Below are 21,158 nucleotides of genomic sequence, written 5' to 3' on the forward strand. Positions count from 1 at the left end.
ACCCATTATAATGACTCCTTATTTCGCCGTTGCAGACCACTCGACGGCATCCGTATTTTGGAAAATTTATGAAGCCGTCTATCCTAGAAAAACTACAACAACTCAGCGACCGACTGGAAGAAGTCACGCACCTGCTCGGTCAGCCTGAAGCCACGTCCGACATGGACAACTACCGCAAACTCACACGCGAACACGCCGAACTGACCCCCGTCGTCGAAGTCTTCCAAAACTATCAGCTGGCGCAAAGCGACTTGGCTGATGCCGAAGAAATGCTGTCCGACCCCGAAATGAAAGACTTTGCCGCCGAAGAAATCGAAGCGGCGAAAACCAAAATCGACGAACTCGATACCGAATTGCAAAAACTCTTGCTGCCCAAAGATGCCGACGACGATAAAAATATCTTTATCGAAGTACGCGCCGGTACCGGCGGCGACGAAGCCGCGCTGTTTGCAGGCGATTTGCTGCGTATGTACAGCCGCTACGCCGAGCGCAACCGCTGGCAGGTCGAAATCGTTTCCGCCAACGAAAGCGAATTGGGCGGCTATAAAGAAGTCATCGCCCGCATTATCGGCTTAGGCGCGTACAGCCGTCTGAAATTTGAATCCGGCGGCCACCGCGTGCAGCGCGTCCCTGCCACCGAAAGCCAAGGCCGTATCCATACCTCTGCCTGCACCGTTGCCGTCATGCCCGAAGCGGACGAACTCGAAGACATCGAGTTGAACCCCGCCGACCTGCGCATCGATACCTTCCGCGCATCCGGTGCGGGCGGTCAGCACATCAACAAAACCGACTCCGCCGTCCGCATTACCCACTTGCCGACAGGCATGGTGGTCGAATGCCAAGACGGCCGCAGCCAACACGCCAACAAAGCGCAGGCGATGAAAGTCCTCGCCGCCCGCTTAAACGATGCGCAAAAACGCGAAGCACAAGCCAAAGAAGCCGCCGAACGCAAATCCCTGATCGGCAGCGGCGACCGCAGCGAGCGCATCCGTACCTACAACTACCCACAAGGCCGCGTGACCGACCACCGCATCAACCTTACCCTGCACAAACTGGATTTTGTGATGGACGGCGATTTGGAAGAAATCACCAATGCCCTGATTGCCGAGCATCAAGCCGAGCTTTTGGCGGCAATGGGGGATTGATGAATTTAGCCCATTGCGTTTATACTTTTCAGACGGCCTGATGACATATGTCAATATGACCGTGAATATATTAAAGAAACTTCAATCCTGAAGTGTTAAAATGCAGCACCAGCTGCGCCCCAGCAACACCCTTCTACAATTAACGAAAGAGAGGACACAAAATGGCAAAAATCCTGATCGCACCGGTATCTACCGGCCTGAGCGCCGATGCAGCGGCAAAAGCATTTGCAGCGGCATTGAATGCACAAGTTTTCCAGACCGTTGACTCCACTACAGAAGCCCTGTTGGCTCAAGGCAAGAGCGACGACTGGTTTGACGCGCTTGTCGGTAAAGTTGCAGCATTGAATGCAGATAACCTCGTTATCGAAGGCATCACTCCTGATGCAGACAAATTGTTCTTGGCAGGCAAAAACGTCGAATTGGCGTTGTCTTTGGACGCAGGCGTTGTATTGGCGCTGAAATCCGACAATACTGACGCGGCCGCCATCGCCCAACAATTAAACCTCACCAAACAGCTCTACACCAACTCCCCAGGCTTATTGGAAGGCTTTATCATTGACGGCGCAGCCGCTGCTTTAGGCGCACAAGTTGCCGAGCAAACCGGCCTGACTTTCTTCGGCTCCAGCGACAAACTACAAGACGTATCCGCTTTGGCCAAACGCGAAGCCAAACGCCTGTCTCCAGCCCAATTCCGTTACAACCTGATCGATTTCGCACGCAAAGCCGATATGCGCATCGTCCTGCCTGAAGGCGCAGAACCACGCACCGTCGCCGCTGCCGCTATCTGTCACGAAAAAGGCATCGCCCGTTGCGTACTATTGGCGACTCGCGAAGAAGTTGAAGCCGTAGCGAAAGAACGCGGCATTTCCCTGCCCGATTCTTTGGAAATCATCGATCCTGCTTCTTTGGTTGAGCAATACGTTGAGCCAATGTGTGAATTGCGCAAATCCAAAGGCCTGACTCCTGAAGATGCACGTAAACAGCTGCAAGACACCGTCGTACTGGGTACCATGATGATGGCTCAAAACGACGTGGACGGTTTGGTTTCCGGTGCAGTCCACACTACTGCCAACACCATCCGTCCTGCCCTGCAACTGATTAAAACCGCTCCGGGTGCAAGCCTCGTATCCAGCGTATTCTTCATGTTGCTGCCTAACCAAGTTTTAGCTTTCGGCGACTGCGCGGTTAACCCGAACCCAACTCCGGAACAACTGGCCGATATCGCCATCCAATCTGCCGACAGCGCCAAAGCTTTCGGTATCGATCCAAAAGTAGCCATGATTTCCTACTCTACCATCAACTCAGGCAGCGGCCCTGATGTCGATGCAGTAATCGAAGCCACCAAACTGGCTAATGAAAAACGCCCTGATTTGGCCATCGAAGGTCCGTTGCAATACGATGCGGCTACCGTTCCATCTATCGGCCAATCCAAAGCTCCGGGCAGCGCTGTCGCTGGTCAGGCAACTGTCCTGATTTTCCCAGACCTCAATACCGGCAACTGTACTTACAAAGCCGTACAACGCAGCGCCAACGTCCTGAGCGTAGGCCCGTTGTTGCAAGGTTTGCGCAAACCGGTTAACGACTTGTCCCGCGGTGCATTGATTGAAGACATCGTCTTCACCATCGCTCTGACTGCCGTTCAAGCCAAACAAATGCAAGGCTGATTGACAAGCTGATGCTTTAAAATCAAAGGCCGTCTGAAACCGATGTTTCAGACGGCCTTTCGTATCTTTGCGCCAACTATATTATAATTCGCCATTATTTTCCGAAAGACTGCCCCAATGACTGCCTACCAGCAACAACTAGCCGACAAAAAGCAATATCTTCAGCAACTATTCCAAGGGCTGGATTTCCCTGAAATCGAAGTCTTTGAATCTCCGGAACAGCATTACAGGATGCGTGCCGAGTTCCGCATCTGGCATGAAGGCGGCGAAATGTTTTACGCCATGTTTGAGCGCGGGCAAAAGGCAAGCGGGGCAAGCCTGATCCGTTGCGACCAATTTCCTGCCGCGTCCGAATCCATCAATACCTTAATGCCGAAACTGATTGAAGCCGCATCCAATCATCCCGAGCTGAAAAACCGCTGGTACGCCGTCGAATTTTTGTCCACTTTAAGCGGCGAAATGCTGGTTACCATGATTTACCACAAGAAGCTGAACGACGCATGGCAACAAGCCGCGCAAGAGTTGGCGCACAATTTGGGCATCCACATCATCGGCCGCAGCCGCGGACAAAAAATCGTATTAAGCCAAGATTTTGTGACCGAAGCATTGACAGTCAACGGCAAGACCTTCCGCTATCGTCAAATCGAGGGCAGCTTTACCCAACCCAATGCCCAAGTGTGCCAAAAAATGCTGACTTGGGCGTGTGATGCCGCGCAAAACTTAGGCAAAGACCTGCTTGAGCTATATTGCGGCAACGGCAATTTCACCCTGCCGCTTTCGCAACATTTCAATCAAGTGCTGGCAACCGAAGTTTCCAAAACTTCCGTCAACGCCGCCCAATGGAATATTGAAGCTAACCAAATTACCAATCTCAAAATCGCCCGCCTGTCTGCGGAAGAGTTTACCGAGGCCTACACGCAAAACCGTGAATTCCGCCGCCTGCAAGAACAAGGCATCGACTTGAAAAACTATGATTTTTCAACTATTTTTGTCGATCCTCCACGCGCCGGTGTTGATGATGAGACGCTCAAATTAGTTGCCCGATTCGACAACGTCCTCTATATTTCCTGCAACCCTGAGACCCTGCGCGCCAACCTCGACACGCTCTGTCAAACCCATACCATTGAACGCGCCGCCCTATTCGACCAATTCCCATTTACCCACCATATCGAAAGCGGCGTTTGGTTGAAGAAAAAATAAAACATACAAAAAGGCCGTCTGAATGTTCAGACGGCCTTTAATTAACGGCATATTAAGCGATTTTCAAATCAATCCGCTTCCAAAACCACTTTCATGGCTTGGTTTTCAGCAGCGTGTTTGAATACATCGTAAGCTTTTTCCAATTCGCTGAATTTGAAATGGTGGGTCATCATTTTGGTGTAATCCACTGAGCTGCTGGAAATGGCTTTCATCAGCATTTCGGTGGTATTGGCGTTAACCAGACCGGTAGTAATGGCAAGGTTTTTAATCCACAGTTTTTCCAGTTTGAAATCAACGGATTGACCATGCACACCGACCACAGCGATATGGCCGCCGGGTTTCACGATGTCTTGACACATATTCCAAGTCGCAGGGATACCGACCGCTTCAATGGCGCAGTCTACGCCGTCTTCGCCGACGATAGCGGCAACTTGCTTGCTCACATCACCGGAAGCAGGGTTGATGGTATGGGTTGCGCCCAGTTCTTTCGCCAGTTTCAAGCGGTTTTCGTCCATATCGCAAACGATGATGGCGGCAGGGCTATACAGTTGAGCAGTCAGCAACGCAGACATACCGACAGGGCCGGCACCGGCGATGAATACGGTATCACCAGGTTTCACATCGCCATATTGCACGCCGATTTCGTGGGCGGTCGGCAGGGCATCGCTCAACAGCAGGGCAACTTCTTCGTTGACGTTATCAGGCAGCGGAACCAAGCTGTTGTCGGCATAAGGCGTACGGACGTATTCGGCCTGAGTACCGTCAATCATATAGCCCAAGATCCAACCGCCGTTGCGGCAGTGTGAATAAAGTTGGATTTTACAGTTGTCGCAAGTACAGCATTTGCTGACACATGAAATAATGACTTTATCACCGACTTTGATGTTTTTTACAGCATCGCCGACTTCTTCTACAATACCGATGCCCTCATGACCGAGAATACGACCGTCGGCAACTTCAGGGTTTTTACCCTTCCAAATACCCAAGTCAGTACCACAAATCGTGGTTTTAACGATTTTGACGACTGCATCGGTCGGATCGATAATTTGAGGGCGGGGTTTTTCTTCGAAACGGATGTCGTTTGCGCCATGATAAACCATTGCTTTCATGTGAATCTCCTTGAGCAGTTAATAAACTTTAACAATACAGCGTAAATCCACGTTAACTATATTTATATACCCCTCTACCAGATAAGTCAATCCTGATTATTATTTTGTATGTTATAGTGTAACATGCTGTTTTAAAAATAAATAATTAAAAAGTAAATATTAATGAACACACACACATCCTTTGCACAACGACTCATCGATTGGCAACGGCAGCATGGCCGTCACGACTTGCCTTGGCAGATCAAAGACCCCTATTCCGTCTGGCTTTCAGAAATCATGCTCCAACAAACGCAGGTTGCTACCGTATTGGACTACTATCCGCGTTTCTTAGCCAAATTCCCAACCGTGCAATCGCTTGCCGCTGCGCCGCAAGACGAGGTTTTATCCTTGTGGGCAGGTTTGGGCTATTACAGCCGCGCACGCAACCTGCACAAAGCCGCGCAACAAGTCGTCGGACAATTTAGCGGTATCTTTCCGCCCAAACGCAAAGACTTGGAAACACTCTGCGGCGTAGGCAGAAGTACCGCCGCCGCCATTTCTGCCTTTGCTTTCAACCGACGCGAAACCATCTTGGACGGCAACGTTAAACGCGTTCTCTGCCGTGTCTTTGCCCAAGACGGCAATCCGCAAGATAAAAAATTTGAAAACTCGCTCTGGACGCTTGCCGAAAGCCTGCTGCCGTCTGAAAACGCCGATATGCCTGCCTATACACAAGGGCTGATGGATTTGGGCGCAACCGTCTGCAAACGAACAAAACCTTTGTGCCATCAATGCCCTATGGCAGATATCTGCGAAGCAAGAAAACAAAACCGCATTGACGAACTGCCTCGCAAAAAAACTGCTCCAGAAGTGCAAACCCTCCCGCTTTATTGGCTGATTATCCATAACACTGACGGCGCATTATTGCTTGAAAAACGCCCTGCCAAAGGCATTTGGGGCGGTCTGTATTGCGTACCCTGTTTTGAAAAATTAGACAATTTGTATGCTTACGCCGAACGCTTCGGCATTATTTCAGACAGCCTCGAAGAACAAACCACGTTTACCCACCGCCTGACCCACCGCTTATTGATGATTACCCCTTTTCAGACGCAACAAAGGCCGTCTGAACATCTTTCAGACGGCCTTTGGGTATCAGCGGAACAGTTGGCGGATTATGGTTTGCCCAAACCTTTAATCAAATATTTGGCGAAAGGCTAAACCGCCCTATTCCACAATCTCTTTAAATACAACTTCTTTCCCACCGCGAATCAATACGGCAAACCCATCGCCAATCTGCCAACGCGAGCTTGGATTGGCATACTCGACGCCCTGACTCCGCAAGCGGACTTGCACCAGTTTCTCAACCGTATTGCCTTCACGCAGCTCAACCATCATCGGGCTGTGACTGTTGATATAAATTGCAGTAATCGTCCGACCTTGTGCGGATTGATAACGGACAGAATACGTCTGCGCCTGTGCAATAACCGGTAACGGCGCATCAGGGCGCACGGCCTTATACGAGCCGCACGCAGCGCACAAACTCACGCACAAAGCGCAGATGATTTTGTTCAACATAGGCATAGATTAGTAATGGTGATGCGGAATCTCGCCATCAAGCCGGTAATAAGTGCCGCAATACGGGCATTCAATCTCACTGTTGGACTGAATCGGCAAGAACACGCGCGGATGGCCGTTCCATGTTTCATGATTAGGGCCGGAGCAATGCAGTGGCAAATCCTGCGGCTTGATGACTACAACGTTTTTTTCAGACTGTGTACTCATGGTTTGGTTCCTCACTATGTTTTCTTATCTTCCGATATTGTAAAGCAAAACGGCCGCTAGGTTCGACTGAAAACATTATATAATCACTTTTTTCAGACGGCCTTTGATGATGATGACTACACTGCTCCGCCTTCAAGATTTCGATACTTCCGATTCCGCTTCATTTCTTTATACACTCAGTGCAGCCTATTTGGATCACACCGAACAGGCAGGCGACGAGGAAATGTCCGGCCTCAACGACGAACAGCATACATTGACCGCCCTTTGCTATCTCGACAGCCAGGTTCAAGAAGGCGGCTTCGTACAGCTTATCGCTTCAGGATACGGAGAATACATCTTCGGCAATCCGGTTGCTGACAGCCTGCGCCGCTGGCGCATCAAGCCGATACCGAAAATCTTAGACAAAGCCAAGGCCCTGTACGAAAAACACGGTGAAGCCATTGAAAAAATGGCAGAAGAACAAAGGGATTTCGACGAAATCCGCAAAGTTTTTCCCGATTTTGAAGAGCTTGACGGCGATTATTATGACATTGCCGACGAAGACTTGGAAACTGCGGCAGCGTATGTTCAGGCAAATTGGGATAAATTTGCCAAACTGTCAGACTGAAACCATAAAACTTTGCCGGTTTGAATCATCTGTTCAAACCGGCAAAATTATAAGTACATCAAATTAACGTTTGTTTTTCTGATAAATCGGCATCACTTCAGGCAACATCTTGCGGATTGCATTGATACGCGCTTGATTGGTCGGATGGGTCGACAAAATAGCCAATGAGCTGCCGCCCTGTACTTTGTTCATTTTTTCCCACACGCTTACCGCAGCCTCAGGGTTGTAGCCTGCTTCAGCCATCAAACGTACACCGCCGGCATCCGCTTCGCTTTCCTGATGGCGTGAGAACGGTTTGGTTGCCAACAAATCTGCACCCAAGCCGACCAAATCACCATCCACACCGGTTGAGCTGGCCAAAATCGAACCGCCCAAGCCGGTCAATACTTGTCCGCCCAAAGCTTTTTTACTGTGTTCCAACAAAGCATGGGTCATTTCATGGCCGACAACGGCGGCAATTTCATCATCCGTCAGCTTCAATTTTTCTACTATGCCGGTGTACACGGCCATTTTACCGCCCGGCATTGCCCATGCGTTCATTTCATCACTGCGGATAACGTTCATCTGCCAGTTGAAAGGCACGCCGGTTTTGTTGGCGCGCTCAGCATGAGGACGCAGACGTGCAAACACGCGTTGAACGCGTTGCGCGGTTGGAGATGAAACATCCAAAGCTTTTTGACCACGCGCTTTTTGAATGACTTGTGTGTAACTTTTAGCCGCATCTTCATTTAAAGTCGCGGTATCGTAGCCAACCATATCTGCTACGGAAGTACAGCCGGTCAATGCCAAAATAATGCCCATGCCGGCCCAATATTTTTTATTCAGTTTTTTCAACATGTTTTCTATCTGTGTTTTTAAGTTAATGTAACGACATTGTACCCAAATTTAATACACTTTACACAAAAAGCCGTCTGAACGGTTTCAGACGGCCTTTAAGCGTAATATTTTAAGAACGGCGCTGCAACATCCAAGACTCAATCTTACGCGCATCGTTCACGCGGGTTGTAGAAGACGGAGAGTTGAGCAACACAATGGTAATCGGCTGATTCTGTACATTGGCCTTAACCACCATAGAACGTCCTGCTTCACGAATATAGCCTGTTTTCTGCAATTCGATATTCCAGCTGCCCTCACGCACCAAGGCATTGGAGTTTTTGTAGTTTTGACGACCGTTTGCCGTCCAAACCGAACCGTAATTTGAAGTCGAATTTTTACGGATCAGCGGATATTTACTGGCTGCCGCAACCATGCGGTTCAAATCGCGTGCAGTGGAAACGTTTTGGAAATTCAAACCGGTAGGCTCATAGAAACGACTGCTGGTCATACCCAGGCTTTGCGCTTTGGCATTCATAGCCGCAACAAATGCGCTCATACCGCCCGGATACGTACGGCCCAATGCATGAGTAGCACGGTTTTCACTGCTCATCAGGCTCAGGTGCAACAGTTCGCCGCGTGTCAGCGTCGTGCCGATGCTCAAACGGCTGCCCGTACCTTTCAAACGGTCGATTTCAGCCTCGGTAATCGTAATCGGCTCGTTCATATCCAGATGCGCATCCAAAACCACCATCGCGCTCATCAATTTGGAAATAGAGGCAATCGGCATGACACGATCAGGGTTTTTCTGATACAGCACTTCACCGGTTTTATTATTGAAAATCAAAGCAGATTGCGAAGACAGCAGAGGACCTGCCAAAGCGGCTTGAGCTTCGACTTGGTCGGCATGACTCAATGCAAAAGCTTCCAGCGGGTCATTTTGCACTGGGAAATTTTGCTCCAAAAATTGTCCCAATACATCCATATCATTGGCAACGGCAGGCGCAGAAGCAAAGGCCAATGCCACACCTGTCCATACCATTCCTAAAGTTTTATAGATTTTCATATCTGCCAATTCAAAAAAATACATTTAATTCAACATTCTGTTAAATTTTTCGACAATTGTAAAGCGAGTTGAGAAAACTTTGCGTTTGTTAGCAAGATATTCAAATCCCACGCCCTCATCTGTTTCTTAGACGATACGGCGCAATGCCTGCTCTGATTTGAAAAAACACAAGATAGTCATTATACTTAGGCTCCTTTGTCAGAGGCATTCCCTCAATCCGGCAATACGCCCGAAATATCTGTTCCCCCTTTACAACACAGCCTCCATACAACCATACGAAGAAATTATTATGTCTGAAGAAAAACGCACCTGTTCATTCTGCGGGAAGTCTGAAAACGACGTTAAAAACCTGATCGAAGGCGAACACGCCTTCATCTGCAACGAATGTGTAGAAACTTGCGGCATAATGCTGCAAGACAACGAATCCGGCGAAATTGAAAACGAGCTTGTCAAAGCGAAAGAAGAAAACGCCGAGAAAAAACTGCCTACCCCGGCCGAAATCGTTGCCAACCTCAACGACCACGTTATCGGTCAGGAACACGCAAAAAAAGCGTTGGCAGTATCGGTTTACAACCACTACAAACGCCTGCACCACCCGAAAGCAGAGGGCAAAGTCGAATTGTCCAAATCCAACATCCTGCTTATCGGTCCGACCGGCTCAGGTAAAACCCTGTTGGCGCAATCTTTGGCGCGCAAACTGGATGTCCCTTTTGTCATGGCAGATGCCACAACTTTGACCGAAGCCGGTTATGTCGGTGAAGACGTCGAACAAATCATCACCAAACTTTTGGGCAAATGTGATTTTGACGTTGAAAAAGCCCAGCGCGGCATCGTCTATATCGATGAAATCGATAAAATCTCACGCAAAAGCGACAACCCGTCCATCACGCGTGACGTATCCGGCGAAGGTGTGCAACAAGCCTTGCTGAAACTGATTGAAGGCACTGTAGCCAGCGTTCCTCCTCAAGGCGGACGCAAACATCCGAACCAAGAATTCATCAATGTTGATACCACCAACATCCTCTTTATCTGCGGCGGCGCATTTGCCGGTTTGGAAAAAGTCATCCGCCAACGTACTGAAAAAGGAGGTATCGGCTTTGGTGCAGCGGTACACAGCAAAGATGAAAACGCCGATATTTCAGCCCTGTTTGAAACCGTCGAGCCTGAAGACTTGATTAAATTCGGTTTGATTCCTGAGTTGATCGGCCGTCTGCCCGTGATTGCCACATTGGCGGAATTGGACGAAGACGCTTTGGTCAACATTTTGACCGAACCGAAAAACGCCTTGGTCAAACAATATCAAACCTTGTTTGAAATGGAAGATGTCAGCCTTGAGTTTGAAGAAGACGCTTTGCGCAGCATCGCCAAACTGGCAATGGAACGCAAAACCGGTGCGCGCGGCCTGCGCTCTATCGTCGAACGCTGCCTCTTGGACACCATGTATGCCCTGCCAGATTTGAAAGACGTCGCCAAAGTCGTCATCAATAAAGAGGTGGTAGAAAAAGGCGAGCAGCCAAAACTTTTCCGCAAAGACGGCAGCGAATACAAACAGTAAAACTGATTCTTTGAAAAAGACGTGTAACCGTACACGTCTTTTTTTGAATTAAACTATATTGCCGAACAATTCTATATACGAAACAAAGGCCGTCTGAAACATATTCAGACGGCCTTTGTTTTCAAGTTGCTCTAAGTCTGTCTTCATCCGGAGTATTGATGAGAGTGACTTCCTTGAATTTTATGAAGCTTATTTTTTTGCTTTTTTAGCAGCTTTTTTTGCAGGAGCGGCTTTAGCAGGAGCAGCTTTAGCAGCAGGCTCGGATGCGGCAGCTTCAGGAGCAACATCCTCAGGCGCTGCTACCGGTTCAGAGGCAGCGGGCTCGGAAGCAGCTGACTCAGCCGTACGTTGATAGCCTTTGTCTTTCATGCAGGCATCAAACACAGCACGGTCAGCATTTTCACCAGATGCCTGTTGGCATTGGGTCATTGCTTCTTCAACAGTGACGCGTGGTGCTGCCGCTTCTTCAGCGGGTTTGGAAGAAGAACAAGCTGCCAACATCAGGCTACCGGTTGCAAGAGCGATCAATAAAGTTTTCATAATTGTATATTCCTAAATTTTAATTTTATGGTTTACCGTTAAACGGGAGATACAGGCTGTCAAACAGCCCTGCACCTCAATATTGAGTACCCAATTCCAATTTAGTTTCATTTCATCCTGTAAGTTTTTGATAAATTAATCCTATTGACGTTAAGACAAATGCTTAATTCCCAATAAACTCAAAACCTTGCAGGCCAGTAACTTTTTCTGTTTTTGAACTGTAAAAATATCAAAACTTAGACGATTTTAGCTGCAACCATCATTTGGGGAGTCCCTCTTTTTATGGCATAATGGACTACTTACCGGATAGTTCCGTACCCCTTTTTTCAAACCGCAGAATCAAAATCATACTGCGGTTTATCCATTTCAGAATCAGATTTTTCAGACGGCCTCACCATTCAAAAGGCCGTCTGAACAGAAAGCCACCATCATGAATCCTTTCTCTTCACTCGGTTTAGGCAGCGAATTAGTCTCTGCCCTGACCGATCAGGGTTATGAAAACCCGACGCCTATCCAAGCCGCAGCGATTCCTAAAGCCTTGGCAGGACACGACCTTTTGGCCGCAGCACAAACCGGCACAGGTAAAACCGCCGCCTTTATGCTGCCCAGCCTCGAACGCCTGAAACGCTACGCCACATCCAGCACCTCCCCTGCCATGCACCCCGTCCGCATGTTGGTATTGACCCCGACCCGCGAACTGGCTGATCAAATTGACCAAAACGTACAGGCCTATATTAAAAATCTTCCTTTGCGCCATACCGTCCTCTTCGGCGGCGTCAACATGGACAAACAAACTGCCGACTTGCGCGCCGGTTGCGAAATCGTTGTCGCTACGGTTGGCCGACTGCTCGACCACGTTAAACAAAAAAACATCAATTTAAACAAAGTTGAAATCGTTGTACTCGATGAAGCCGACCGTATGCTTGATATGGGTTTCATCGACGATATCCGTAAAATCATGCAGATGCTGCCCAAACAGCGACAAACTCTGCTATTCTCCGCCACTTTCTCACCGCCTATCCGCAAGCTTGCGCAAGATTTTATGCACACGCCTGAAATGGTTGAAGTGGCTGCGCAAAATACCACCAACGCCAATGTCGAGCAACACATCATTGCCGTTGATGCACTCAAAAAGCGCAACCTGCTCGAACGTCTGATTGTTGATTTGCATATGAATCAAGTCATTGTATTCTGCAAAACCAAACAAAGCGTCGATCAAGTTACCCGCGACCTCGTCCGCCGCAACATTGCCGCTCAATCCATCCACGGCGACAAATCCCAACAAAGCCGACTGGAAACCCTCAACGCCTTTAAAGAAGGTACATTACGCGTTTTGGTTGCCACCGACGTTGCCGCACGCGGTTTGGATATTGCCGAGTTGCCTTTTGTCATCAACTACGAGCTGCCAACCCAACCTGAAGACTACGTCCACCGCATCGGACGCACCGGCCGGGCCGGTGCCGACGGCGTTGCCATTTCCTTAATGGATAAAACCGAACAGAAAATGTTTGAATCCATTAAAGAGCTGACCGGCAGCAATTTGAATGTGGAACGCATCGAAGGCTTTGATCCGCATTGGTGGGGCAACGACAATCAAGATGAAGCCGAAGCGCAACCGGTTCAGCATAACGACAGCCGCTCTCGCCGCGAAGATAGAAACAAACGCAACGAATACGCAAATAAATCAGACAAAAACTCGAAAAAAGCAGAAGAGAAAAACGATCCAGGTATTGTCTGCGGCAAAATTGCCGGCAGAACACGCCGCAGCCGTCACGAGCGTCAGCCTTGCGCCCTGCTCCAACCTGGTTTTGGCGTAAAGTAAACAACGCTGATTAATCGGTTTTCTGATTATTTATCCTAACAAAGGCCGTCTGAAACTTATCTTTCAGACGGCCTTTTATTAAACTAAAAATAAAGGACGTGATGAACACGTCCTTTATTTTTCCGTTTCAGACGGCCTTTATTATTTAAGGCCGTCTGAAAATCGGTTTACCTTGTTACATTACACATTCACGGTTTCGGCTACTTCGTTGTAGCTGTCGATTTCGTTGAAGTTCATGTAACGGTAGATTTGGTCGCCCTGCTCGTTGATGATACCGATATTGGCTTGGTATTCTTCAACAGTCGGGATTTTACCCAGTTTGGAGCAGATCGCCGCCAACTCAGCTGAGCCGAGGTAAACGAAGGTGTTTTTACCCAAGCGGTTCGGGAAGTTACGGGTAGAAGTGGACATTACAGTCGCGCCTTCGTGTACTTGTGCTTGGTTACCCATACACAATGAGCAACCCGGCATTTCCATACGCGCGCCTGCACGGCCGAGTACACCGTAGTGACCTTCGTCAGACAACTCTTTCGCATCCATTTTGGTTGGAGGCGCCATCCACAGACGCACCGGGATGTCGGTTTTACCTTCCAAGAGTTTGGAAGCTGCACGGAAGTGACCGATGTTGGTCATACAAGAACCGATGAACACTTCGTCGATTTTGGTGCCGGAGCGTTCAGACATGAAGCACACGTCGTCAGGGTCGTTCGGGCAGGCAATAATTGGCTCTTTAATGTCGTCCATGTTGATTTCAATCACGGCAGCGTATTCGGCATCTTTATCCGCTTCGAGCAATTCAGGATTTGCCAACCATGCTTCCATGGCTTTGATACGGCGTTCCAAAGTGCGCGAATCTTGATAGCCGTTGGCAATCATGTTTTTCATCAACACAATGTTGGATTTCATGTACTCGATAATCGGCTCTTTGTTGAGCTTCACAGTACAACCTGCGGCGGAGCGTTCGGCAGATGCGTCAGTCAATTCAAAGGCTTGTTCCACTTTCAAATCAGGCAGGCCTTCGATTTCTAGGATACGGCCGGAGAAGATGTTTTTCTTACCGGCTTTGGCAACAGTAAGCAGGCCTTGTTTAATCGCGTACAGCGGAATGGCGTTCACCAAATCGCGCAGGGTGACGCCCGGTTGCAGTTTGCCGCTGAAGCGTACCAATACGGACTCAGGCATATCGAGCGGCATTACGCCGGTAGCTGCTGCGAAAGCAACCAAGCCGGAGCCGGCAGGGAAAGAAATACCGATAGGGAAACGGGTGTGGCTATCGCCGCCGGTACCGACCGTGTCAGGCAACAGCAGACGGTTGAGCCATGAGTGAATCACGCCATCACCCGGACGCAGGGATACACCGCCACGGGTAGAGATGAAAGCAGGCAATTCTTTATGAGTTCTCACATCGACAGGTTTTGGATAAGCCGCGGTGTGACAGAAAGACTGCATCACCATATCTGCTGAGAAGCCCAAGCAAGCCAGGTCTTTCAATTCGTCTCGAGTCATCGGACCGGTAGTATCTTGCGAGCCGACAGTAGTCATGCGTGGTTCGCAGTAAGTACCCGGGCGCACGCCTTTGCCTTCCGGCAAACCGCAGGCGCGACCAACCATTTTTTGAGCCAATGTGAAACCGGCTTTGCTTTCGGCAGGCGCTTGAGGCAAACGGAATTCGGTAGAAGCTGGCAGTTTCAATGCTTCACGCGCTTTGGCAGTCAGACCGCGACCAATAATCAAGTTGATACGGCCACCGGCTTGCACTTCGTCCAGCAATACTTGTGATTTCAGGCTGAACTCGGCAACAGTTTCGCCGTTTTTCACGATTTTGCCTTCATAAGGCAGGATATCGACGACATCGCCCATTTTCAGCGCGGAAACATCAACTTCAATCGGCAATGCGCCGGAGTCTTCTTGAGTATTGAAGAAAATAGGAGCAATTTTACCACCCAGGCATACGCCGCCGAAACGTTTGTTCGGTACGAACGGAATATCTTCGCCTGTATGCCAAATCACGGAGTTGGTAGCAGATTTACGTGAAGAACCAGTACCGACCACGTCGCCAACGTAAGCAACCGGATGGCCTTTGGCTTTGAGTTCTTCCAACAATTTAATCGGACCGACTTCGCCCGGTTTGTCAGGCGTGATGCCGTCGCGCGGGTTTTTCAACATCGCCAGCGCGTGCAGAGGGATATCAGGACGGCTCCATGCATCAGGTGCAGGAGAGAGGTCGTCTGTATTGGTTTCACCGTCGACTTTGAAGACGGTAACAGTGATTTTTTCTGGAACTTTGGCGCGTGATGTGAACCATTCGGCATCTGCCCAAGATTGCAATACTTCTTGCGCGTATTTGTTGCCTTTTTCGGCTTTTTCTTGCACATCGTGGAAAGAGTCAAACATCAACAGAGTGTGTTTCAGACCATTTGCAGCGATAGGCGCAAGTTTGTCGTTGTCCAAGAGTTCGATGAGTGCATGAATGTTGTAACCGCCAAGCATGGTACCCAACAGCTCGGTAGCATACTCAGGGGAAATCAGCGGACTGGATGCGCTACCTTCGGCAACGGCTGCCAAAAATGAGGCTTTAACTTTGGCGGCATCGTCCACACCGGGTGGTACGCGGTGAGCCAACAGCTCAACCAAGAATTCGCCTTCACCGGCAGGTGGATTTTTCAGCAGCTCAACCAAATCAGCAGTCTGCTGAGCAGTCAGAGGAAGGGCGGGAATACCAAGGGCGGCGCGCTCGGCGGCGGCTTTACGATAGGCTTCTAACATCTCTTTGTTCCTTTTTCTGTTTTTTCTTCTGGGCAGTTGCAAATGATTTGCAATTAAGGATTGTGAACAATCCTTTTGACCATCATAGACCAGTTTTCAAAAAATGGGAACAGTTATGTTGCTGAATGTAATAAATTTAAACTATTTTGTTTAATGTGTTAATAGTTCAACCTATCTAAAGCCGCCCTCTTCTAGGCTTTTTAGCCAAACAGACGGGAAACTTCGGCTGATTTTTTACGGTACGGCAATATGATTTCAACGCGGAACAGGCCGTCTGATTGGATATATCTGATTTTCGCGTCGGTGTCATACATCAAAGTCAGGCGCTCTTTCAGATTGCGCAAGGCCATAGAATTGCCTTTATGCGGCTTAGTATTTTCGTTAGGTTCTGTTCCGCACGGATTTTCGATACTGATGAAAATAGATGATTTTTCCAATTTTGTTAATACCGTAATTATCCCTGGACGGTGGATAGATTCGACGCCATGAAATACGGCATTTTCTAAAAGCGGTTGCAACAACAGATGTGGCGTTTCGGCATCATCGGGCGCATGGTGTTGCCACATAACCTGTACGCGCATATGTCCCATACGGATTTGCTCGATGGCAATATATTCCTGCGCCCACTCGATTTCCTGCCCCAAGGTGCTGTTTTGACTACCGTCGCGCAGTTGTGCGCGAAACAGGTTGGCCAGATTTTCCAGCAAAGTTTCCGCGTCATACGGACGTAGACGGATTAAGCTGATGGCGGCATTCAGGCTGTTAAACAAGAAATGCGGACGGATACGCGCCGTCAACGCGCTCAGTCTGGCTTCGGAAATGGAAGGCGCAAGGCCGTTGCGACGGGCTGCTTCGATGTACATGAAACTGAAACAAAAAAAGGTCAGCAAAAAGAAGTGTTGAATCAGCGGCCAAATTTCCGTCTTCAAAATCACTAGATCGACAAACAAGAAAATCAGCAGGTTGGAGACGTAGGAAACCACGACGCTGTACTGCGAGCGAAGCAGGGACGGCGCAAATGCCTGTAAGAAATAGACTTTAAGTAAAATTAAGAGGATGACGGGGCAAGCCCATGAAAAATGTTGGAAAATCTGTTCCGGATAAGGCACGCCCGATACCGTCATCAACGGAAAGATAAACAAACTGATTAACAAAACAATGAGCAGGCGCACCAGAGTTGCGGAGTTGCGCAAATCCGGCACTGCGAAATTCTGGTTTATTTGACGTATAATAGACATGATTTCAACCGTTTTCTTTCATAATGTATAGACGGGTCTGCTATATTGAAGACGTAGACCCTGTTTTTTTATTTATATTTTAAGGATGCTGATATGAGCAAGGACAAAACCTGGTCAGGCCGTTTTAACGAACCTGTTTCCGAGCTGGTCAAAAAATATACCGGCTCGATTGATTTTGACAAACGACTGGCAGAATGGGACATCCAAGGCTCGCTGGCACACGCGCAAATGCTGGCACAGTCGGGCGTTTTGAGCGAAGACGACCTCTCCGCCATCCGTCAGGGCATGGCCGAGATTATAGCAGAAATCAAAGAAGGAACGATTTCCTGGTCGCTGGATTTGGAAGATGTCCACATGAACATCGAACGCCGCCTCACCGACAAAATCGGCGATGCCGGCAAACGCCTGCACACCGGTCGCAGCCGCAACGACCAAGTCGCTACCGACATCCGCCTGTGGCTGCGCGATCAAATTACCGTTATTCAAAGCCTGATTCAAAACCTTCAGACGGCCTTGGTTGATTTGGCGGAACAAAATGCCGAAACCGTCATGCCCGGTTTTACCCATCTGCAAGTTGCCCAGCCGGTCAGCTTCGGGCATCACATGCTTGCCTACGTTGAAATGCTCGGCCGCGATTTCGAGCGTATGGCCGACTGCCGCAAACGCGTCAACCGTATGCCGCTCGGCGCTGCCGCACTGGCCGGTACCACCTATCCGATTCAACGCGAAATTACCGCCGAGCTGCTGGGATTTGAGCAAATCTGCCAAAACTCGCTCGATGCCGTATCTGACCGCGATTTTGCCATTGAGTTCACGGCTGCCGCTTCTCTGATTATGGTTCACCTGAGCCGTCTTTCCGAAGAATTGATTTTGTGGATGAGCCCGCGTTTCGGCTTCATCGATATTGCCGACCGTTTCTGCACCGGCTCTTCCATCATGCCGCAAAAGAAAAACCCCGACGTACCCGAACTCGTGCGCGGTAAATCCGGTCGCGTGATTGGCCACCTGATCGGCCTGGTTACCCTGATGAAATCGCAACCTTTAGCATACAACAAAGACAATCAGGAAGACAAAGAGCCTTTGTTTGATACTGCCGACACGCTTATCGACACCCTGCGCATTTACGCCGACATGATGCGCGGCGTGACCGTCAAACCCGACAATATGCGCGCCGCCGTAATGCAGGGTTTTGCAACGGCTACCGATTTGGCGGATTACTTAGTGAAAAAAGGCATGCCTTTCCGCGACAGCCACGAAGTTGTTGCCCAAGCCGTGCGCCATGCCGATGAAGCTGGCGTTGATTTAAGCGAATTGCCGCTTGAAGTCCTGCAAGGTTTCAGCGGTTTGATTGCCGACGACGTTTACAGCGTGCTGACACCCGAAGGCAGCTTAGACGCGCGCAACCACTTGGGTGGCACCGCGCCTGAACAAGTCCGTTTCCAAGTGAAACGCTGGCGTGAATTATTGGCTTAAACCCATCTAAACACATAAGTAAAAGGCCGTCTGAAAGTTTCCAGACGGCCTTTTGATTACCCATGTTACACTCAACCTCACAATAAAAACAGATAAAACCTGACTTACCTTCAAACGAGAAAACACGCCTCCTGACTTTGCCGCCCTATTCAAACAAAAGGAGCAAGGATGAAAAACATTGTCTTAAAATTGATCATGATCTGCCTATGCTGCGGATGCTATGCCGTATTCGTTGCCTGGGAAAATGGCGGATTCAGCCAGCTCCATGATTTTCAAGCAATAGAGAGCAACGGCATGAGCGTATACCTTCATCAAACCTCCGCCGCCACCATGCAGGCTGAAAAAAACGAGCTGTCGATTTTGCAAAACAACCAAAACAGCTTAGCCTCTTGCGTCGGCATTGAATCTTTATGCGAACACGCCAAGCCAAGCATCTGGGTTGAACATGCCAAATTCTTACAACATAAGGACACGGGCAAATTATTGGTACTTTCGCTGGACTATTTGGAAAACAATGACACCGCAAAAACCCTACACAACCGCTATTCTGCATCGCTCCTACCCCAAGCAGACAGAACGGAGGCGTGGTATTACGCCTGGCGTACATTTTTGAGCTCAATAATGTTTCTAATGGTCGCCAATCTGCTGCCAATGATTTTTGACCTATTCGAAAAAAAGACAAGTGCAGCATAAAAACATGCCGTCTGAAAACATTTTCAGACGGCATGTTTCATTATTAAAGCTTAACGCGGATGAACCATATCGGCAGGAACGACCAATTCGTCAAACTCTTCGCCTGTCAACAAGCCCAATTCGATGGCGGTTTCGCGCAACGATTTGTCGTTTTTGTAGGCGGTTTTGGCGACCTTGGCGGCATTTTCGTAGCCGATTTTACGGTTCAACGCAGTAACCAGCATCAGGGAGTGGTGCAGGAAATAGTCGATTTTTTCCGGCACGGGTTCGATGCCGACGGCACAGTGTTCGTTGAAGCTGTTGCACGCGTCACCCAAGAGGCGGATGGATTGCAAGAGATTATAGGCGATAACGGGCATATAGACGTTCAGCTCGAAATTGCCCGATGCGCCTGCCATGCCGATGGTAACGTCGTTGCCGAACACTTGGCAGCACACCATGGTCATCGCTTCGCATTGGGTCGGGTTGACTTTGCCCGGCATGATGGACGAACCCGGCTCGTTTTCAGGGATTTTTATTTCGCCCAAACCGCAACGCGGGCCGCTTGCCAGCCAGCGGATGTCGTTGGCGATTTTGTTCAGGCTTGCCGCCAGCGTTTTCAATGCTCCCGAAGCGGCAACGGCAGCATCGCGTCCGCCCAAGGCTTCAAATTTGTTCGGCGCACTGACAAACGGCAGGCCGGACAGTTCGGCGAGTTTGGCGGCGGCTTTTTCGGCGTATTCGGGATGGCTGTTCAAACCCGTGCCAACTGCTGTGCCGCCCAAAGCGAGTTCATACAAGTCTTTAAGTGCATCGTTCAGACGGCCTAAACCGTGATCGAGCTGGGAAACATAGCCGGAAAACTCTTGACCCAAAGTCAGCGGCGTCGCGTCCTGCAAGTGGGTGCGGCCGATTTTGACGATAGGGGCGAATTCTTTGGCTTTTTTGTCCAATGTATCGCGCAAGGCTTTGACCGCCGGAATAAGGTGACAGTTGATTTCAATTGCAGCGGCAACGTGGATGGCGGTCGGGAACGCGTCGTTGGTCGATTGCGCGTGGTTCACATGGTCGTTGGGATGGACGGGCTGGTACGCTGCCAAACCCGTACCAGCGATTTCGTTGGCGCGGTTCGCCAGCACTTCGTTCATGTTCATATTGGACTGCGTGCCGGAGCCGGTCTGCCACACTACCAATGGGAACTGCCCGTCAAGCTTGCCGTTCAACACATCATCTGCCGCCTGCGTAATCAAATCTGCCTGTTCGGGCTTAATCCTGCCGAGGGAAACATTGGTGGCGGCTGCGGCTTTTTTTACCAGCGCCAAAGCATAAATCAACGGCTGCGGCAGGGTTTCTCCGCCGATTTTGAAATTGTTGCGGCTGCGCTGGGTCTGCGCGCCCCAATAGGCTTCGGACGGGACTTCGACATTGCCCATGGTGTCGTGTTCGGTACGGGTACTCATGCGTTTCTCCTACATTTAAACAGAAATAATAATGATTCGTAAATTTATTATACCCAGCAAAAGGCCGTCTGAAAAGAGAGGGGTTTTCAGACAGCCTTTTGCTTTATTACCCTGAAATATTAATAGTAGACAAAACCCGATTTCGGAGCAAATACAACCTGCACCGCCGCTCCCCTCTTCTAAAAATTCTCCTCCTTACCGATTTGTATTTTGCGCTAGGTGTTTATCGACAATAAATACCTTATCGTTTCTTTACTTTGTTTCTCT

The 21,158-nt window shown here is 49.3% G+C and carries 18 protein-coding genes; 9 read left to right on the forward strand and 9 right to left on the reverse strand.

Annotated features, from left to right (window positions below; genetic code table 11):
• The first annotated feature begins 68 nt into the window (after window positions 1–68).
• The 3 genes from prfA to trmA all read left to right on the forward strand — a co-directional run bounded on the left by prfA (window position 69) and on the right by trmA (window position 4,009).
• A complete protein-coding gene (gene prfA / locus O3681_RS04765; RefSeq protein ID WP_295848489.1) occupies window positions 69–1,145 on the forward strand; it encodes a peptide chain release factor 1 in 1,077 nt (358 codons plus the stop codon).
• A 161-nt stretch (window positions 1,146–1,306) separates the two neighbouring features.
• Entirely contained in the window at window positions 1,307–2,809 is a 1,503-nt protein-coding gene (pta, locus tag O3681_RS04770; protein WP_371459404.1) for a phosphate acetyltransferase, read from the forward strand.
• 117 nt (window positions 2,810–2,926) lie between these two features.
• Window positions 2,927–4,009: a tRNA (uridine(54)-C5)-methyltransferase TrmA gene (gene trmA / locus O3681_RS04775; RefSeq protein WP_371459405.1), complete on the forward strand. Its 1,083-nt coding sequence runs from the start codon at window positions 2,927–2,929 to the stop codon at window positions 4,007–4,009.
• Window positions 4,010–4,077: 68 nt separating this feature from the next.
• On the opposite strand, the gene O3681_RS04780 is transcribed toward trmA, so the two are convergent.
• The gene (locus tag O3681_RS04780; RefSeq protein WP_049335428.1) at window positions 4,078–5,118 is read right to left on the reverse strand and encodes a zinc-dependent alcohol dehydrogenase family protein; all 1,041 of its coding nucleotides are present in this window, start codon (window positions 5,116–5,118) and stop codon (window positions 4,078–4,080) included.
• Window positions 5,119–5,280: 162 nt separating this feature from the next.
• Here O3681_RS04780 and mutY point away from each other — a divergent pair, with 162 nt between their 5' ends.
• A complete protein-coding gene (gene mutY / locus O3681_RS04785; protein ID WP_371459406.1) occupies window positions 5,281–6,315 on the forward strand; it encodes an A/G-specific adenine glycosylase in 1,035 nt (344 codons plus the stop codon).
• 6 nt (window positions 6,316–6,321) lie between these two features.
• Here the strand turns inward: mutY and O3681_RS04790 are convergent, their stop codons facing one another.
• The gene (locus tag O3681_RS04790; RefSeq protein WP_036473192.1) at window positions 6,322–6,678 is read right to left on the reverse strand and encodes a hypothetical protein; all 357 of its coding nucleotides are present in this window, start codon (window positions 6,676–6,678) and stop codon (window positions 6,322–6,324) included.
• 3 nt (window positions 6,679–6,681) lie between these two features.
• Window positions 6,682–6,879 (reverse strand): zinc-finger domain-containing protein, encoded by a 198-nt coding sequence (locus O3681_RS04795; RefSeq protein ID WP_003745781.1) that lies wholly within the window; start codon window positions 6,877–6,879, stop codon window positions 6,682–6,684.
• 112 nt (window positions 6,880–6,991) lie between these two features.
• On the opposite strand from O3681_RS04795, the gene O3681_RS04800 reads away from it, so the two are divergent.
• A complete protein-coding gene (locus O3681_RS04800) occupies window positions 6,992–7,486 on the forward strand; it encodes a DMP19 family protein (protein ID WP_371459478.1) in 495 nt (164 codons plus the stop codon).
• Window positions 7,487–7,549: 63 nt separating this feature from the next.
• Here O3681_RS04800 and O3681_RS04805 read toward each other — a convergent pair whose 3' ends face one another.
• Together O3681_RS04805 and O3681_RS04810 are read right to left on the reverse strand one after the other, a co-directional pair.
• A complete protein-coding gene (locus tag O3681_RS04805; RefSeq protein WP_371459407.1) occupies window positions 7,550–8,323 on the reverse strand; it encodes a M48 family metallopeptidase in 774 nt (257 codons plus the stop codon).
• 109 nt (window positions 8,324–8,432) lie between these two features.
• The gene (locus O3681_RS04810; RefSeq protein WP_371459479.1) at window positions 8,433–9,341 is read right to left on the reverse strand and encodes a serine hydrolase; all 909 of its coding nucleotides are present in this window, start codon (window positions 9,339–9,341) and stop codon (window positions 8,433–8,435) included.
• A 313-nt stretch (window positions 9,342–9,654) separates the two neighbouring features.
• On the opposite strand from O3681_RS04810, the gene clpX reads away from it, so the two are divergent.
• Window positions 9,655–10,920 carry an ATP-dependent Clp protease ATP-binding subunit ClpX gene (gene clpX, locus O3681_RS04815; RefSeq protein ID WP_371459408.1) on the forward strand — a complete coding sequence of 422 codons (1,266 nt, stop codon included), beginning with the start codon at window positions 9,655–9,657 and terminating at the stop codon, window positions 10,918–10,920.
• Window positions 10,921–11,109: 189 nt separating this feature from the next.
• Here the strand turns inward: clpX and O3681_RS04820 are convergent, their stop codons facing one another.
• Window positions 11,110–11,460 (reverse strand): hypothetical protein, encoded by a 351-nt coding sequence (locus O3681_RS04820; protein ID WP_107723576.1) that lies wholly within the window; start codon window positions 11,458–11,460, stop codon window positions 11,110–11,112.
• A gap of 427 nt (window positions 11,461–11,887) precedes the next feature.
• Between O3681_RS04820 and O3681_RS04825 the strand changes: the two genes are divergently transcribed.
• On the forward strand, window positions 11,888–13,282 hold the full coding sequence (locus O3681_RS04825) for a DEAD/DEAH box helicase (RefSeq protein ID WP_371459480.1): 1,395 nt from the start codon (window positions 11,888–11,890) through the stop codon (window positions 13,280–13,282).
• 180 nt (window positions 13,283–13,462) lie between these two features.
• Here O3681_RS04825 and acnB read toward each other — a convergent pair whose 3' ends face one another.
• A complete protein-coding gene (acnB, locus tag O3681_RS04830; protein ID WP_293193021.1) occupies window positions 13,463–16,048 on the reverse strand; it encodes a bifunctional aconitate hydratase 2/2-methylisocitrate dehydratase in 2,586 nt (861 codons plus the stop codon).
• A 200-nt stretch (window positions 16,049–16,248) separates the two neighbouring features.
• Complete coding sequence (locus O3681_RS04835) at window positions 16,249–17,286, reverse strand: sensor histidine kinase (RefSeq protein WP_371459409.1); 1,038 nt, start codon at window positions 17,284–17,286, stop codon at window positions 16,249–16,251.
• Between the two features lie 93 nt (window positions 17,287–17,379).
• On the opposite strand from O3681_RS04835, the gene argH reads away from it, so the two are divergent.
• Together argH and O3681_RS04845 are read left to right on the forward strand one after the other, a co-directional pair.
• Window positions 17,380–18,759: an argininosuccinate lyase gene (gene argH, locus O3681_RS04840; RefSeq protein WP_371459410.1), complete on the forward strand. Its 1,380-nt coding sequence runs from the start codon at window positions 17,380–17,382 to the stop codon at window positions 18,757–18,759.
• 168 nt (window positions 18,760–18,927) lie between these two features.
• Entirely contained in the window at window positions 18,928–19,452 is a 525-nt protein-coding gene (locus O3681_RS04845; protein ID WP_371459411.1) for a hypothetical protein, read from the forward strand.
• 50 nt (window positions 19,453–19,502) lie between these two features.
• On the opposite strand, the gene fumC is transcribed toward O3681_RS04845, so the two are convergent.
• Window positions 19,503–20,891 carry a class II fumarate hydratase gene (fumC, locus tag O3681_RS04850; protein WP_371459412.1) on the reverse strand — a complete coding sequence of 463 codons (1,389 nt, stop codon included), beginning with the start codon at window positions 20,889–20,891 and terminating at the stop codon, window positions 19,503–19,505.
• Between the last annotated feature and the right edge of the window lie 267 nt (window positions 20,892–21,158).

The organism is Neisseria sp. 27098_8_158, from assembly GCF_041433145.1.
Classification (GTDB): Bacteria; Pseudomonadota; Gammaproteobacteria; order Burkholderiales; family Neisseriaceae; genus Neisseria; species Neisseria subflava_E.